Below are 14,414 nucleotides of genomic sequence, written 5' to 3' on the forward strand. Positions count from 1 at the left end.
TCGGGCTGATTTGTGCGGTCATGCGCCTGCAAGCATCAAGTTCAGATTCTGCACGGCCGCGCCAGCAGCACCCTTCCCAAGATTGTCAAACACCGCAGCCAGCAAAACCTGCCCGGTCTCGTCATTCTCGAACACCGACAATCGCAAATCATCTGTCCCGTTAAGCGCTTGAGGATCAAGGGACGTCAGCTCTTTTGATTCCCGCATCGGCATCACCTGTACATGGCGCGCATCGGCATAGTGCTGCATCAAACACGCATGCAACTGCACCGCGCTCACGCCGGGCGCCAGCAATCGGGTGTGCAAGGGTATGGTCAGCACAATCCCCTGCCTAAAAGCGCCATAGGCCGGCACGAACATCGGCCGCTCCGTCAGTCCACTTTGCTGCTGAATCTCCGGAATATGCTTGTGTGCCAGCCCCAGCCCATAGACCTGAAACGCCGACACCTGTGCTGCGCCTGCTCCCTCATGCTCTTGCACGCCGACGCGCCCTTTTCCGGAATAACCCGACACGGCATGAATGTTCAGCGGGTAATCCCTGGGCACCAATCCGGCCTCCAGCAATGGGCGCAGCAACCCTATCGCCCCCGTTGGATAGCAGCCGGGATTGCTGACCCGCCGCGCCGCGGCGATGCGTTGGGCCTGTTGCGGGTTCATCTCTGCGAAACCATAGGTCCAGTCTGGATCGGTACGGTGCGCCGAACTCGCATCGATCACCCGAACGGCGGAGTTTTCGATGGTCGCTACCGCGTCGCGTGCGGCTTGGTCGGGCAAGCAGAGAATCGCGATGTCGCAGTGGTTGATGGCTTCGGCGCGACGTTGCGGGTCCTTACGATGTTCGGGATTGAGTGTGAAAAGCCGAAGATCGCTGCGCTCGCGCAGACGTTGATGGATTTGCAGCCCGGTGGTGCCTTGGTCGCCATCGATGAATACAAGGGGACTTGCCATGGAATGCTCTCGGACATTGGAAATCAGGAGCCCAATCTTCAGCGAACCTCTAAGATAGGAAAAGTTGAATTTATAAACGATGAAATTCAGTTTTTCTGAACAAGGAATCTCTCATGCGCGAAATCAGCCTCGACCGTCTGCGCACCTTGGTAGCGATTGCCGACCTGGGTTCGTTTGCCGAAGCGGCCCGCGTGCTGCACCTTGCGCCGCCCACCGTCAGTCTGCATATCGCCGACCTTGAGTCACGTGTGGGCGGCAAGCTGTTGTCGCGCACACGTGGGCGCGTTCAGCCTTCAGCAATCGGGAACACACTGGTGGAACGCGCGCGGCGCCTATTGGCAGACGCAGAGCAGGCGCTTGAAGACGTGGAACGTCAAGTACAGGGATTGGCCGGGCGTGTGCGCCTGGGCGCCTCCACAGGGGCCATCGCACAGTTGCTGCCGCATGCGTTGGAGACATTGAGCCAACGCCACCCCGCGATCGATGTACAAGTCGCGGTGCTCACCTCCCAGGAAACCTTGAAGAAACTTGCCGAGGGCTCTTTGGAGGTTGGTTTGGTCGCGCTGCCGCAGTCTCCGGTGAAGGGCTTGCGGATCGAGCCGTGGCGACGCGACCCAGTCATGGCCTTCCTGCCGGCTCGCTGGGAGTCCCCGCAGGTTGTGACCCCCGACTGGCTGTGCGCTCAACCATTGATTTTGAATGACGCCACCACGCGCCTTTCGCGCTTGACTGCGGAGTGGTTCGCCAGCGATGGGCAGCAGCCTGCGCCGCGTATCCAACTGAACTACAACGACGCGATCAAAAGCTTGGTGGCGGCAGGATATGGTGCGACGTTGTTGCCCCATGAGGCGGCCACGCCATTGCTCGATAACAGGATCGTCATGCGGCCATTGAAGCCCTTATTGTGGCGTCAACTGGGGATTGCACACCGCAGCCAGGACATCGAACGACCTACGCAACATGTGCTGGATGTGTTGTGGGAGTTGAGTGCGCAGTGAATCGTCGTGGGTACTGCGAAGGGCAAAGGAAAGGCGTCCACGCCTTCGGGCCACAACGTCATATAACCCTCAAAGCCACCTTTAAATGGCAGAATCTCCCAATTGATCGTTTTGGAGAACACCATGCTTCGCGTGTTTGAACAAAGACTCGACCCCTTCCCGCCCGACGAGGTACCGCCGCCACCCGAAGGCCTGGCTCGGTTTCTGTGGGCGTGCACACGGGGCGCCCGCGGTTACATCCTTGCGTTTGCGCTGCTCAGCGCCGGTGTGTCGATCTACGAAGCCTGGCTGTTTTCCTTCCTCGGTCAGGTCGTGGATATGCTCTCGACCTGGCAAGCCGGTGGTGAGGCGGCGGCGCAGGAAAGTCGCGTGCTGTGGGGCATGGGCATCGTCATGGTGGCCAGCATCGGGCTGGTGGCGTTGCGCACCATGGTTCAACACCAGGTATTGGCGATCAATCTGCCGCTGCGGCTGCGTTGGGATTTTCACCGCCTGATGCTGCGGCAAAGCCTGTCGTTTTTTTCCGATGAGTTCTCCGGCCGGGTCACCACCAAGGTGATGCAGACTGCGCTGGCCGTGCGTGACGTGCTGTTCACCCTGATCGAGATCGCCCCCGGGATCGGCGTGTATTTCATTGCGATCATCGCATTGGCCGGCGGCTTCGCCCTGAAACTGATGCTGCCTTTCCTTGCCTGGATCCTGTTGTTCGGGCTGGCCATGGTCTACTTCGTGCCCCGCCTGGGCAAAGTCGGACAGGAACAGGCCCATGCGCGCTCCTCGATGACCGGACGTATCTCGGACGCCTACACCAACATCACGACCGTGAAGCTGTTCTCCCATTCCAACCGTGAAGCGCACTTCGCGCGCGCGGCCATGGAGGACTTCAAGCAGACCGGCTTTCGCCAGATGCGCCTGGTCAGCCAGTTCGAAATCGTCAACCAAGCGCTGGTGGTGGGGTTGATCATGGCTGCAGGCGGTTATGCGCTGTGGCTGTGGCACCAGGGCGACGTCGGCGCCGGTGCCGTGGCGGCGATTACCGCCATGGCGTTGCGTATCAACGGCATGTCGCACTGGATCATGTGGCAAATGACCTCGCTGTTCGAGAGCATCGGCACCTTGCAGGACGGCATGGCCACCCTGACCCGCGGCCCCAAGGTGCAGGATGCGCCGGACGCCGGGGTGCTGGCGACCTCTGGCGGAGCGGTCACCTTCGACAATGTGAGCTTCAACTACAACGGTGAACGCCAGGTGCTCGATGGCTTGAGCCTGAACATTCGCCCGGGCGAGAAAATCGGCCTGGTAGGCCGCTCCGGCGCGGGCAAATCCACGCTCATCAACTTGCTGCTGCGTTTCTATGATGTCGACAGCGGGCAGATTCGCATTGACGGGCAAGACATCGCGCGCGTGACGCAAGACAGCCTGCGCAGCGCCATCGGCATGGTCACCCAGGATACGTCCCTGCTCCACCGCTCCATTCGCGACAACATCGCCTACGGCCGACCCGATGCAAGCGACGCGCAAATCCGCCGTGCCGCGGCCAATGCCCAGGCCGATGAGTTCATCAGCCAACTGAGCGACCGCCAGGGTCACAGCGGCTACGACACCTTGGTGGGCGAGCGCGGCATCAAGCTGTCGGGCGGCCAGCGCCAGCGCATCGCGATTGCCCGAGTGATGCTCAAGAACGCCCCGATCCTGCTCCTTGACGAGGCGACCAGCGCGCTGGATTCGGAAGTCGAAGTGGCCATCCAGGAAAGCCTCGATGAAATGATGCAGGGCAAGACCGTCATCGCCATCGCCCACCGACTGTCCACGATTGCGGCGATGGATCGACTGATTGTCATGGATGATGGACGCATCATTGAACAGGGTACTCACGCTGAATTGCTCGCCAAGAACGGTATTTATGCGCGGCTGTGGCACCATCAGAGTGGTGGGTTCCTGGGTGAGGATCGGGGGGTGACCGAGGACATGGATCAGGTATGAGCGCTTGGGGATGATCAGCAAGCGGGTGTTTTGGGTCGGAAGCTGCCCTGCTTCCGACCCGATTTATCTTGGAACAATGTGGCCTATCCCACGCCAGTTACGAACGTCTACCTAGGGTCGATGACATCCAGCGCCCGGTTTGCCAATAGCTGACCCAGCTCGATCAACTGCTGCAGCCCTAGTGCAACATGCCGTCGAGAGTCCTCCAGATCGAACGCCAAATCGTTGGCCATGGCATTGGCGGAGGCTAACGTTTCGCTGAGGTTGGCTAACAGGCTTTCAGCATCGACGCCCTCCACGACGGTGAATAGCTGGTCCGGAGGTGGTTTCTTGTCTGGCTGGGCGGGTTTGGGGTTCAGATAGGAATCGATGACGCGTTCGGCGTTGGCGTCGGCCGCGATGTCCAGGTGCAGCGGTGGAACGGGTGGGTCTGGGATGAGTTTGTCCATATGGACCTCCTAACGTCAGTCGGATCCGCCACTGTTCGCGACTAAACGAAGTGGGGTGGCGGCTGTGCGCAGGTTAGTCGACCGGGACGTTAGGAAACCGGCGCACCCGAAAGTGCCCTGCGCACAGCCACCATAAAATCAGCGAGAAAATCGTAGCCTGACTTCAAGGAGACCTTGCGCCTAACGAAATACCGAGCGACTAAACCCGACCGCTGAATTGGCAGCGGTGAGCAAAGACTAGGCACCGAAATCAGCAGGCGCAAGAGGTTGGAATTTTCTAGGAAATGTCCTGCAAGTCAATGGGGAATATTCGTTCCGTCGATTCCTACGACAAGCTCGTTCAACCACTCCACCACCGAAGCACTGCGCGACGGGTGCGATGTGATTGGGAGACGGTTGCGGGCGCAGCTGCGGAACAAATAAAAAATGAGCGATCTTGGATCGCCCATTCGATTCAGGTGCTAACGACAGGAATACGTTCCTGATGCCCCTTATGAGATCTTGTCCGGCATCAGGCCCCCAAGCGAATGCGCTCGATCAGACGCGCCTGGAGTGCTTCCAGCTCCTCGGGATCGGCCTTGCCCCTGCCATGTATACCGGGTGCTTCACCGTCCCAGCGAGGAATGATGTGCATGTGAATGTGGTAGACCGTTTGCCCGGCCACAGCACCATTGAACTGCGCGACCTGAACCCCGTCCGGCTGCAATTCGTCCACGATGATCCGCGTCAGGCGCTGCACGGCTGACATCATCGCACCCAGGACGACGGGCTCGACCTCGAGGATATTTCGCGCCTGGGAGGCTTTGGGGATGACTAGGACATGCCCGCGCGATTGGGGGAAAAGATCCAGGAAGGCCAACACGTCGGCGTCTTCGTAAATCTTGTAGCACGGCGCATCGCCGCGAAGGATCAGCGCAAAGATGTTCTGCGGATCGTAATGACCGTGGAGACTCATGATCACTCCTTGAATGGGCTTAGAGAGGTGGTGGACTGCCGGTAAGAGATTTAGCACAGTCAGAGGCCTACTTGAAGCCAAGCCCGCTCCCACAAGTTTTTCGAGCTGTTCATAACAGTCATGTCTGGCCTAACTCCCCTGTGGGAGCGGGCTTGCTCGCGATGGCGGCGGGTCAGTCGACATCGGTGCTGGATGCCAAGCTGCTTTCACGAGCCCCCATCAGCGTAACGGCAATTTTCTGCTGCAGCTCGCTTTGCGAAAACGGCTTGTGCAGGACCGGGCACCCAGCGTATTCGGCTGGCAGCCCGCTGGTGCCGTATCCGGTGCTGAACAGGAAGGGAATGTGGCGACCGCGAAGGATTTCGGCCACCGGAAAAACGCGCTCGCCAGCCAGGTTGACGTCGAGGATCGCCAGGTCAACCTGCACCGAGCCGGCCATGTCACGTGCTGCAGCGAGCCGGGCGACTGAGGCCACCACTTCGCATCCGAACGCCTCGAGCATGTCCTCGATCAACAGGGCAACCGCGCCTTCGTCCTCGACGAGCAGCACCCTGACGCCATCAAATGGGGTCATGCCCCGGTCACCCCAATCAGGAACGAAAAGCGGCAGCAAACGCCTTGCGCAGCGTAGGTGAGCTCGAACTTGCCGGCCAGGTCGCGCTCGATGCAACGCTGCATCAGGCGTGAACCCAGCCCTTCGCGCTCCGGCGGTGACACGGGCGGTCCTCCTTGTTCGCGCCAGTCGAGGGTCAGCAACGTTCCGTCCGCCTGGGCTTGCAGGTGCCAGGTGACGGCAAGCGTCCCGGTCTCGACCGACATCGCCCCATATTTCAGCGCATTGATCGCCAATTCATTGAGGGTCATCGTTAGGTTGAGCGCCACACGGGTGCCGACATCTACAGAGGGGCCTTCAATCACGAAGCGGCCTGGCTCAGGCCCAAACACCGGCTTGAGCACTTCGTGGGCCAGGGTATCGAGCGGCGTCTGCCCCCAATGCCGTTTCGTCAAGAGATCGTGTGCTCGTGACAACGCCAGGAGCCTTGCCTCGAAACGCCTGTAGCCGTCTTTGGCATCCTCTGCGTTGCGTGCCGTCTGGGCCGCCAGCGATTGCACCGTGGCCAGGGTGTTCTTGACCCGGTGATTGAGCTCATCGATCAACGTTTTCTGCCGATTTTCCGCCTGCTTTCGCTCGGAGATATCCACCAGCATGTTGATGGCGCCCACCAGGTTTCCATCGGCGTCATGCAAAGGCGTGGGATAAGGCGAGAACGGAACACGGCTGCCATCCGGCCGCTCTGCAACGGCCTCGGCGCCGCGTATCGGCCGGTTTTCCTTCAGGGCCACTGCCATGGGGCATTGGTCGTGGGGCAGGAAACTGCCATCGGTGTTGAACAGTTTCCAGGTCACGCACCACTGGTCGCCCAGCCGAGGTGTGCACCCGGACAGTTCGACAGCAGCACGGTTGAAAAAGGTGATACGCCCCTCGGCATCGGTGGTATAGACCGCGGCGGGCAATGCCTCGAGCAGGTTGCGCATGTGCCGCTCGCTTTCGCGGATCTGGTTTTCCATGCGTCGCGCCTGCGTGACGTCCTGGAGGATCCGCACGCCGTAGCGAAACGTTCCGTCGGCGGCCCTGACGGAAGAGCTGTGGATGTCCAGGTAAACGGTCTCGCCGCCAGGCTTGAAGGCACGCTTGCGTAGCACGTAATTGTCCAGCTCACCGGCCACTTGGCGCGCATAAAGGGCCGCATCCTCGTCGGTGCTGTCGCAGTGCGTATAGTCCAGGAAAGTCATGTTCAGCAACGCTTCGCGCGTGCGGCCCAGCATGTTGCAGAGAGCGTCGTTGACGCGCAGCAGACGGCCTGCCGCATCGGACTCCGCGATGCCGATCGTCGCCGCTTCGTACGTCGCCGCCAGCCTGTCATCGCTTTCCTGGCGCGCTGTCTCGGCCGCGTGGACACAGGACATGTCCACCGTGAAACACCGCGTGTTGAACAGCTTGCCGTCCTCGAACCGTCCGTTGGAAGTGATGGTGACATGCTTGATCGAACCGTCCCTGGCCCTCAAGCGCGCAGGATAACCTTCGAGGCATTCACCGCCGCTCAACTTACCCAGAATGTCGCAGATCACCGGCTCATCGACATGAAAGTCGGTGATGTTGCGGCCAATATATTCTTCTGCCGGATACCCCAGCAGGGCCAGCTCTGCCTTGTTGGCGCGCAGGATGATGCCCTCGCCACTGACGATATGAAGGCCCACCGCGCTGTTTTCGAAAAAGTCTTCCAAGTCGGCACTCCTGCGCCGAAGCTCTTGGGCCATGGCGTGGTGCGCCGAGACGTCCTGGAAGCAGTTGATGGCCCCTTGGATGATTCCTTGATGGTCTTTCAGGGCCCGGATATTCACCAACGCCATGACCCGTGATCCGTCGGGACGCTCAATGAGCACTTCCTGATTGCGCGCCGCCGTTCCTTGCTCAAGCGCCGCGGCCATCGGACAGTCTTCAAAGGCAAGCGGGCTGCCGTCGGGCCGCAAAAGGCCATAAGAGCCGCAAAAACGGTCGCCGCCCTCCCCCAGTATTGGCGCACGCCCCCACAGTTTGGCCGCCTCGCTGTTGTAGCGAACCAGCCAGCCCTGGTGGTCACAGACGTAAACCGCACCAGGAAAGGCATCGAGCGCGTTCGCGCCCATCGCCAAAAGACTTTCGTAGTCGCTCGGCGTGCGCGTCCCCTGGGGAAACGCTTCAATATTGGACATTGCTCTTCCTCGATCCGCCTGGCTGAATGCGCCAGCTACACAACGACCCGGTCATACCCTGAGTCGCGATCCCGGCCCGTATAACTCCTTAAATATGCCGGCGCGGACTGTACATGCAGCTGCAATGGATTCTAGATCCCTATTCAACGGGCGAGTTCAGGAAAATTCGCCGCCACGGTACGTCGATCTCAAAATCTGAATAAGGCGCGTGGGGTCTCGATCATGAGCGCGCGCATCAGCGGCGCCGCCCCCTCCAAAGCCTGCCGCTGTTGAATCACCCTATCGAAACCAACGCTTGCCTCGTGTTGTGTATGCGGCCAGTCGCTACCCCACACCAGGCGATGGCGGCCAAAACTCTGTTCCAGCAAGGCCAGCGCGGTCCGGGCGAATGCCAGGTTCTGTTGATCCGTTCCCGCCAGGCGATAGATGCCGGAGATTTTCATCCATACGTGCCCACTGAGCCCCAGCGCCAGCAGCTCGGAAAAACCCGGTTGGTCGACGCCCAGGCGGGCGTCCGGGCGGCCAAAATGGTCGATCACCAACCGGACCTCAAACGGCATCAGCTGACGAATCAATCCTGGCAGTTGCTCCACCGGGGCGTGCAGTTCGAGGTGCCAGTCCAACTCGGCAAGATGCCCCAGAAAGGCTTTCCAGGCGGCTTCGCGAAAGTCGGGCATGGCCTTGCCCAGCAGATTAAGGCGAACACCGACCACGCCCAGCCGGGCCATGTCGTCCAGCTCGGCCCGGCTGACGTCTCGCTCCACCACCACGACCCCGCGCAATTGCTCCGGCGCCTGCCGCAATGCAGCCAGCAGGTAGCGGTTATCGGTGCCGAGGAAACTCGGCTGCACCAGCACGCCATGGCTCAAGCCGTGGGCGCGCAGGTGGCCCAGGTACTGGGCGAGCGTGGCGTCATAGCCAGGTGTGTAGCGCCGGCCAGCAGCCAGTTCCAGCGCACGGCTGAACACGTGGGCGTGGCAGTCAATGCCGGTGATCGGTGTAGAACAGGTATCAACCATGGGTTTCATCTATCGAAATAAGGGAAATCAGGCCCGGGCGCCCTGGCTGTCACTCTCTACCCCAGGCGCCGATGCAGCAGTGGCTTGCAGGCTGCGGCCGCGGGTTTCCGGCAGGCAAAGCGCCGCGATCACCGCCACGCCGTAGGCAATCCCGGCGTCGATGCCAATGGCCGAGCCCAAGGACATGGAATCGCTCATGTGCCCGACCAGGAACGGGAACACCGCCGAGAGCACCCGGCCGAAGTTGTAGCAGAACCCCACGCCGGCGCCGCGCACATCCGCCGGGTACAACTCGTTGAAAAACGCCCCGAGGCTGGCCGGAATACCGGCCGCGAAGAAGCCGAGCGGGAACCCCAGGAACAGCATCTGGGTGTTGCTCAACGGCAGGAACACATAGCACTGCACGGTCACCACGCAGCACAGCGCGAACAGCAGGATGTTTTTGCGCCGGCCAATGCGATCGATCAACAGGCCGCTGACCACGCAGCCGCACCAGAAGGCAAAGATGATCACCGCCAGGTAGCCGCCGGAGTTGAGCACCGACAGGTTGCGCTCGGTCTTGAGGAAGGTCGGCAGCCACGTCATCACCGCGTGGTAACCGCCGTGCGCCCCCAACCCCAACAGCCCGCCAAACAAGGTCACGCGCAGCAGCTCAGGGCGAAAGATACCGCCCAGGGATTTGAAGAAACTCTGCGGGATGACATTTTCCTTTTTCAGGCGCTGGAAACTGTCGGGTTCTTCGACGTTGCGCCGCACCCAAATGATCAGGAACGACGGCAGCAGGCCCACGATGAACATCACCCGCCAGGCCATGTCTTGCGGCACAAAGGAGTAGATCAGCGTGAAGACGCCGACCGCCAGCCCCCAACCCACCGCCCAGGCGCTTTGTACCGTGCCCATGACCTTGCCGCGGTACTTGGGGTTGATGGTCTCGGCCATCAGCACCGCACCGGCGGCCCATTCGCCGCCAATCCCGAAGCCCTGCAGCGCCTTGACGATCAACAGCGAGTGGAAACCGGTGACGAACGCCGACAGGAAGGTAAAGAACGAAAACCACAGGATCATCCACTGCAGCGTACGCACCCGACCGTAGCGGTCCGACAGCGTGCCGCCGACCCAACCGCCAAGGGCCGAAGTGACCAGGGTCACGCCGCTGACCAGCCCGGCATCGCCCTTGGTCAGGGCGAACGCGGCGATCAGCGCCGGTATCGCCAGGCCGAACATCTGTACTTCCAGGGCGTCGAGCGACCATCCGCCGAAACAGGCCCAAAACGTTTTACGCTCCCGCGCAGTGACTTGGCGATACCAACTGAACATGATTTTTATCCTTATAGGTGGAACGAAAGGCAGCCGAGAGCGAACCGCGCCGCTACAGGGCCAGTCATGGCAAACAAAACGATAAGGGCTGCGGCGACCGACTCGCCGCTAGCCAGGTAGGGTCAGCGGATTTCCACGCGGTAGCGGAAATGCTCGGCATGCCCGCGCGAACGTCGCCACTCCAGGGGATTGCCGGCGTAGTCGCGCGCCAGACGCTCGATCACCACCACCGGGCTGTTGACCGGCACCTGCAGCAGTCGCGCGTGGACTTCATTCACCGACTCGGCGGTGAGGGTTTCTTCGGCATAGGCGACCACCTGAGCGCAGGTTTCTTCATAGATGGGATAAAGCAGCGGCCCTTTTTGACTCAGGTCGATTTCGAGCAACGGTTGGAAACGGCTGCGGGGCAACCAGATTTCTTCGGCGAGCACCGGCTCCACTTCCAGCAGACGCACCCGCACGATGCGAATCACCGGCGCATCCATCGGCAACCCCAGTGCCTGGGCCACCGCCGAAGGCGCGGCCACCGGTTCCACGGACAAGATCCGGCTCTCGGGAACCCGGCGTTCGCCCGAAGCGCTTTGAAAGCGGAAAAAACGGAACAGCGACGATTGAAATTGCGGTCGGCGAATAAAGGTGCCGCGCCCCTGCTGACGCTCCAGGACGCCCTCGCTGACCAACGCATCGATGGCCTTGCGCACCGTGCCGGTAGACAACTGGTATTCGGCTGACAGTGCCGCCTCAGTAGGAATCGCCTCCCCTGGACGCCAGCGGTTATTGGCGATCTGTTCAGCCAATTGGTCGCGTAAACGTTGATAAAGCGGTAGGCGGGTATCACTGGCAAGAGATTTCATCGACCTTATTCACCTTGTTATCTAGTCATATATATGAATATGGACGCGAGTATTTGCTCAAGGTTGGCAGATTGTCAAGAATGCCCGGGCTAGCTGGCTGACGAATGGCCGGCGGCAACGGTGGCAAGCGGTAGCCAGACCCGCACCTCGAACCCCTCCTGCCGGTCTTTTGCCGGGGACAACAGTTCGATTCGCCCATCGATCCCCTGCACGATCGTCTTGACGATCGCCAACCCCAATCCCGACCCACTGGTTTCGCTCTGGCCGCGCACGAAACGCTCGGTCAGCCGCTGCAGGACGGCCACCGGCACCACCGCTCCGGCATTGATCACCCGCAGTAGCGCCTGGCCCGTAAGGGTGACTTCGATGGGTTGATCCTTTGCGCCGTACTTCAATGCATTTTCGATCAGATTGCGCAACAGAATGCCGAAGGCGTCCGGGTCGACGGTCGAATACACATGGGCCTGGGCAGGAAGTTGCAGCGTGATCTGGCGAGGGCTGTTGCGTCGCCACTCATCCACCACGTGAGCCAACAATGGAACCAGGTCCTGGGGCGTTTGCGAGAGCAGCCCGCCCCCTTCGGCCTTGGCCAATTGCATGAGTTTTTCCGATAACCGGGCCAATTCGCGCAAAGCGCTTTCGATCTTTTTCGCACGCAACCGCAACGGACCTTCAGGAGCCTCCTGATACAGCCGCTGGACCTGCGCCAATGTCGCGGCCAAGGGTGTACGCAGCTCATGCGCGCTATTGGCGGTGAAGCTGCGTTCGGCCTCCAGGGCCTTGCGCAAGCGTTCCAGCAGGCGGTTGACCGCATCGGCCAATGGGTTGATTTCTGCCGGCAGGCGCGACACCTTGATCGGCGACAGATCACCCACGCCACGGGCCTCCACGGCATACCGATAGGCCAGCACACTTCTCAGACTCATGCGCACCAATAGCCAGGTCCCCAACAGGCTGATGGGGGCCAGCGCCAACAACGGCCACAACAGGGCAAACAAGGCTTGCCGTGCGGCCTCGCGGCGATTGCGCAGCGGCTCGGCGACTTCGATGAATACCGTCTCGCGCAGCGCACTGGCGCCATACAGACGGTACTTTCCAGTCGTGGAGAAACCTTCAATCGGATGTTTGCTGAAGATCCTCGGGTTGGCATCGTGGGACTGCATCAGGACCTTGCCCCCGGCATCGCGAACCAGATAGGTCAGGTACTCCTTGTGCATCTTCAAGGTGGCAACCTGTTGCGCCTCGGCAGGATTTTCCCGGTTGCTGATTTCCAGCACGGCCAGGGGCAGGATGCGTTGGGCAGTCTCCTCCAGTGCGCTGTCAAAGGCCTCGTTCAACTCATGTCGTACCCCGCGCCAAGCGCCGACCGTCGCCACCAGCCAGAGCAATGTCATGCCCAGCGTCAGTCCCAGGCCGAGACGCTTTTGCAGGCTGAAAGTCGTCTTCATGCCGACACCATCCGGTACCCCATGCCCCGCACCGTCTCGATCAGGTCGCGCCCCAGTTTCTTGCGCAATCGACTGATATAGACCTCGATCGTATTGCTCTCGATTTCGGCGCCGAAGGCATACAACCGCTCCTCGAGTTGCCCCTTGGACAGCAGCGCGCCGGGACGCTGGATGAACGCCTCCAACAGCGCCCATTCCCGGGCAGTGAGGTCCACGGCCATGCCAGCCCGATGCAAGGTACGGGCACTCATGTCGATGTGCAGCTCACCGAGCCTGATCTGGGGATTGGGGTTGCCGCTGTAACGGCGGGCCACCGCTGCCACACGGGCCGACAGTTCAAACAGATCGAAGGGTTTGACCAGGTAATCGTCGGCGCCGGCATTGAGGCCGGCGATTCGATCAGATATCTGGTCCTGGGCCGTCAGGATGATCACCGCGGTCACGTCACCTGCGCTGCGCCGCTGACGCAGGAAGTCCAGCCCTCGGCCGTCCGGCAACATCAAGTCAAGCAGGATCAGGTCATAAGCGGTCGTGCTCACGCTACTGCGTGCATGGGCAAGGTTGTGCACCCAATCAACGGCATGGCCGTCATCGGCGATCTGCTCGCGCACCGCCTCCCCCAACCTTGGCGAGTCCTCAACCAATAAAACCCGCATCGGGCAGCTCCTGTGATCGTGGTTGTGCCGCACCTTAGCGGCCTTACCTGACGTGAATCTGAAGATTCAGCTGGCTGTCAGGAATGCACCGTAGGGTATGCCCACAACGAAACCCCGGCAGGAGACAGATCATGAAATCAGGTTTTATTGCCAGCACTGCGCTGATAAGTGTGCTGGCCAACGGTCACGCCTTGGCCGATGACGACTGCAGCGAACCGGTCAACGACTGGCAGCCACGGGAAACCCTGCGCCTGCAGGTGCAACAGCGATACGGCTGGACGGTGCAGCGCATCAAGGTCGACGACGGCTGCTACAAGCTCAAGGGCTTGGACCGCCAGGGCAATGTCATCGAAGCCCGCTACGCACCGGCGTCGCTGCACCTGCGCAAACTCGAGGTCTACTTCCGGGACGATGACGATGCCACCGCCTACCTCACCCCAGCCCCAGCCCCCGCACCGTGACATTTCGACGCGTTGGCCCTGCCGTTCAGGTTGCTGTCAGCAAGCAGGTCCAGGCTCTCGCCCCAACGATCAAAAGGACAACCCCATGAAAAAAATCATCGCTGCAACCTGCCTCGTCGGCGCCATCGCCTTGCCGGGGCTGGCTCAAGCCCGTGAAATAACCCTCACCACCCAGCTCAAGCGCTACAGCGGCAACGATGCGTACCTGGCGATCTACGTCACCGATGCCAGCGGCCAGTATCAGAAAACCCTCTGGGTGGCCGGCAAAAAGGCCAAGTACTACAAGCACCTGGCCGACTGGGCCCGTGGAAGCAAGATGAGCCCGAGCGAGTACGACGGCGTCAGCGGCGCCAGCGTTGGCAGCGGCGACACACTCAAAGTCAGCGTCGAGCTGGCTGACACCCTGATCGATGCCGGGTATCAGATCCGTATCGATAGCGCCGTCGAGGATAAGCGTGATGCCCGGGCCGACGTCAGCGTGGCCCTGACTTCGCAAGGCGCAGGCAAGCCAGTGGCGGGCAATACCTTCGTCCAATCCTTTACCTACGATCTGTAGCACCTGCCATCTGCGG

14 protein-coding genes are annotated in these 14,414 nt (G+C 61.0%); 4 read left to right on the plus strand and 10 right to left on the minus strand.

The features are described 5' to 3' along the window. Positions 1–18: 18 nt before the first annotated feature. Positions 19–948: an N-acetyl-gamma-glutamyl-phosphate reductase gene (argC, locus tag GFU70_RS15470; RefSeq protein ID WP_058542992.1), complete on the minus strand. Its 930-nt coding sequence runs from the start codon at positions 946–948 to the stop codon at positions 19–21. A gap of 113 nt (positions 949–1,061) precedes the next feature. On the opposite strand from argC, the gene GFU70_RS15475 reads away from it, so the two are divergent. After that, positions 1,062–1,946, plus strand: coding sequence for a LysR family transcriptional regulator (locus GFU70_RS15475; RefSeq protein WP_153388368.1), 885 nt, complete (start codon positions 1,062–1,064; stop codon positions 1,944–1,946). Positions 1,947–2,069: 123 nt separating this feature from the next. Beyond that, positions 2,070–3,929, plus strand: a complete 1,860-nt coding sequence (locus GFU70_RS15480; RefSeq protein ID WP_153388369.1) for an ABC transporter ATP-binding protein — start codon at positions 2,070–2,072, stop codon at positions 3,927–3,929. Between the two features lie 107 nt (positions 3,930–4,036). Here the strand turns inward: GFU70_RS15480 and GFU70_RS15485 are convergent, their stop codons facing one another. From GFU70_RS15485 to GFU70_RS15525, 9 genes are all read right to left on the minus strand, one after another. Continuing rightward, positions 4,037–4,378, minus strand: a complete 342-nt coding sequence (locus GFU70_RS15485) for a DUF6124 family protein (RefSeq protein ID WP_046062260.1) — start codon at positions 4,376–4,378, stop codon at positions 4,037–4,039. A gap of 511 nt (positions 4,379–4,889) precedes the next feature. Beyond that, on the minus strand, positions 4,890–5,333 hold the full coding sequence (locus GFU70_RS15490) for an HIT family protein (protein WP_153388370.1): 444 nt from the start codon (positions 5,331–5,333) through the stop codon (positions 4,890–4,892). Between the two features lie 172 nt (positions 5,334–5,505). Continuing rightward, positions 5,506–5,907 (minus strand): response regulator, encoded by a 402-nt coding sequence (locus GFU70_RS15495; protein WP_116642075.1) that lies wholly within the window; start codon positions 5,905–5,907, stop codon positions 5,506–5,508. Continuing rightward, complete coding sequence (locus GFU70_RS15500; RefSeq protein ID WP_116642074.1) at positions 5,904–8,087, minus strand: PAS domain S-box protein; 2,184 nt, start codon at positions 8,085–8,087, stop codon at positions 5,904–5,906. The genes GFU70_RS15495 and GFU70_RS15500 overlap by 4 nt, the downstream gene beginning before the upstream one ends. Before the next feature lie 188 nt (positions 8,088–8,275). Further along, positions 8,276–9,106, minus strand: coding sequence for an amidohydrolase family protein (locus tag GFU70_RS15505; RefSeq protein WP_153388371.1), 831 nt, complete (start codon positions 9,104–9,106; stop codon positions 8,276–8,278). Between the two features lie 27 nt (positions 9,107–9,133). Continuing rightward, positions 9,134–10,423 (minus strand): MFS transporter, encoded by a 1,290-nt coding sequence (locus GFU70_RS15510; protein ID WP_058543000.1) that lies wholly within the window; start codon positions 10,421–10,423, stop codon positions 9,134–9,136. Between the two features lie 122 nt (positions 10,424–10,545). Further along, positions 10,546–11,277, minus strand: coding sequence for a GntR family transcriptional regulator (locus GFU70_RS15515; protein ID WP_058543001.1), 732 nt, complete (start codon positions 11,275–11,277; stop codon positions 10,546–10,548). A gap of 89 nt (positions 11,278–11,366) precedes the next feature. After that, positions 11,367–12,725 (minus strand): ATP-binding protein, encoded by a 1,359-nt coding sequence (locus GFU70_RS15520; protein WP_058543002.1) that lies wholly within the window; start codon positions 12,723–12,725, stop codon positions 11,367–11,369. Continuing rightward, positions 12,722–13,381: a response regulator transcription factor gene (locus GFU70_RS15525; RefSeq protein WP_058543003.1), complete on the minus strand. Its 660-nt coding sequence runs from the start codon at positions 13,379–13,381 to the stop codon at positions 12,722–12,724. The genes GFU70_RS15520 and GFU70_RS15525 overlap by 4 nt, the downstream gene beginning before the upstream one ends. A gap of 131 nt (positions 13,382–13,512) precedes the next feature. Between GFU70_RS15525 and GFU70_RS15530 the strand changes: the two genes are divergently transcribed. After that, on the plus strand, positions 13,513–13,842 hold the full coding sequence (locus GFU70_RS15530) for a PepSY domain-containing protein (RefSeq protein WP_058543004.1): 330 nt from the start codon (positions 13,513–13,515) through the stop codon (positions 13,840–13,842). An 85-nt stretch (positions 13,843–13,927) separates the two neighbouring features. Next, positions 13,928–14,398 carry a DUF2271 domain-containing protein gene (locus tag GFU70_RS15535; protein ID WP_058543005.1) on the plus strand — a complete coding sequence of 157 codons (471 nt, stop codon included), beginning with the start codon at positions 13,928–13,930 and terminating at the stop codon, positions 14,396–14,398. Positions 14,399–14,414 lie beyond the last annotated feature (16 nt).

This window comes from Pseudomonas brassicacearum (genome assembly GCF_009601685.2).
GTDB classification, from domain to species: domain Bacteria; phylum Pseudomonadota; class Gammaproteobacteria; order Pseudomonadales; family Pseudomonadaceae; genus Aquipseudomonas; species Aquipseudomonas kilonensis_B.

Coding starts and splice junctions, on each gene's coding strand:
- GFU70_RS15530 (WP_058543004.1), top strand. CDS start 13,513: ATGAAATCAGGTTTTATTGCCAGCACTGCGCTGATAAGTGTGCTGGCC.
- GFU70_RS15485 (WP_046062260.1), bottom strand. CDS start 4,378: ATGGACAAACTCATCCCAGACCCACCCGTTCCACCGCTGCACCTGGAC.
- GFU70_RS15500 (WP_116642074.1), bottom strand. CDS start 8,087: ATGTCCAATATTGAAGCGTTTCCCCAGGGGACGCGCACGCCGAGCGAC.
- GFU70_RS15475 (WP_153388368.1), top strand. CDS start 1,062: ATGCGCGAAATCAGCCTCGACCGTCTGCGCACCTTGGTAGCGATTGCC.
- argC (WP_058542992.1), bottom strand. CDS start 948: ATGGCAAGTCCCCTTGTATTCATCGATGGCGACCAAGGCACCACCGGG.
- GFU70_RS15510 (WP_058543000.1), bottom strand. CDS start 10,423: ATGTTCAGTTGGTATCGCCAAGTCACTGCGCGGGAGCGTAAAACGTTT.
- GFU70_RS15520 (WP_058543002.1), bottom strand. CDS start 12,725: ATGAAGACGACTTTCAGCCTGCAAAAGCGTCTCGGCCTGGGACTGACG.
- GFU70_RS15535 (WP_058543005.1), top strand. CDS start 13,928: ATGAAAAAAATCATCGCTGCAACCTGCCTCGTCGGCGCCATCGCCTTG.
- GFU70_RS15480 (WP_153388369.1), top strand. CDS start 2,070: ATGCTTCGCGTGTTTGAACAAAGACTCGACCCCTTCCCGCCCGACGAG.
- GFU70_RS15490 (WP_153388370.1), bottom strand. CDS start 5,333: ATGAGTCTCCACGGTCATTACGATCCGCAGAACATCTTTGCGCTGATC.
- GFU70_RS15505 (WP_153388371.1), bottom strand. CDS start 9,106: ATGGTTGATACCTGTTCTACACCGATCACCGGCATTGACTGCCACGCC.
- GFU70_RS15525 (WP_058543003.1), bottom strand. CDS start 13,381: ATGCGGGTTTTATTGGTTGAGGACTCGCCAAGGTTGGGGGAGGCGGTG.
- GFU70_RS15495 (WP_116642075.1), bottom strand. CDS start 5,907: ATGACCCCATTTGATGGCGTCAGGGTGCTGCTCGTCGAGGACGAAGGC.
- GFU70_RS15515 (WP_058543001.1), bottom strand. CDS start 11,277: ATGAAATCTCTTGCCAGTGATACCCGCCTACCGCTTTATCAACGTTTA.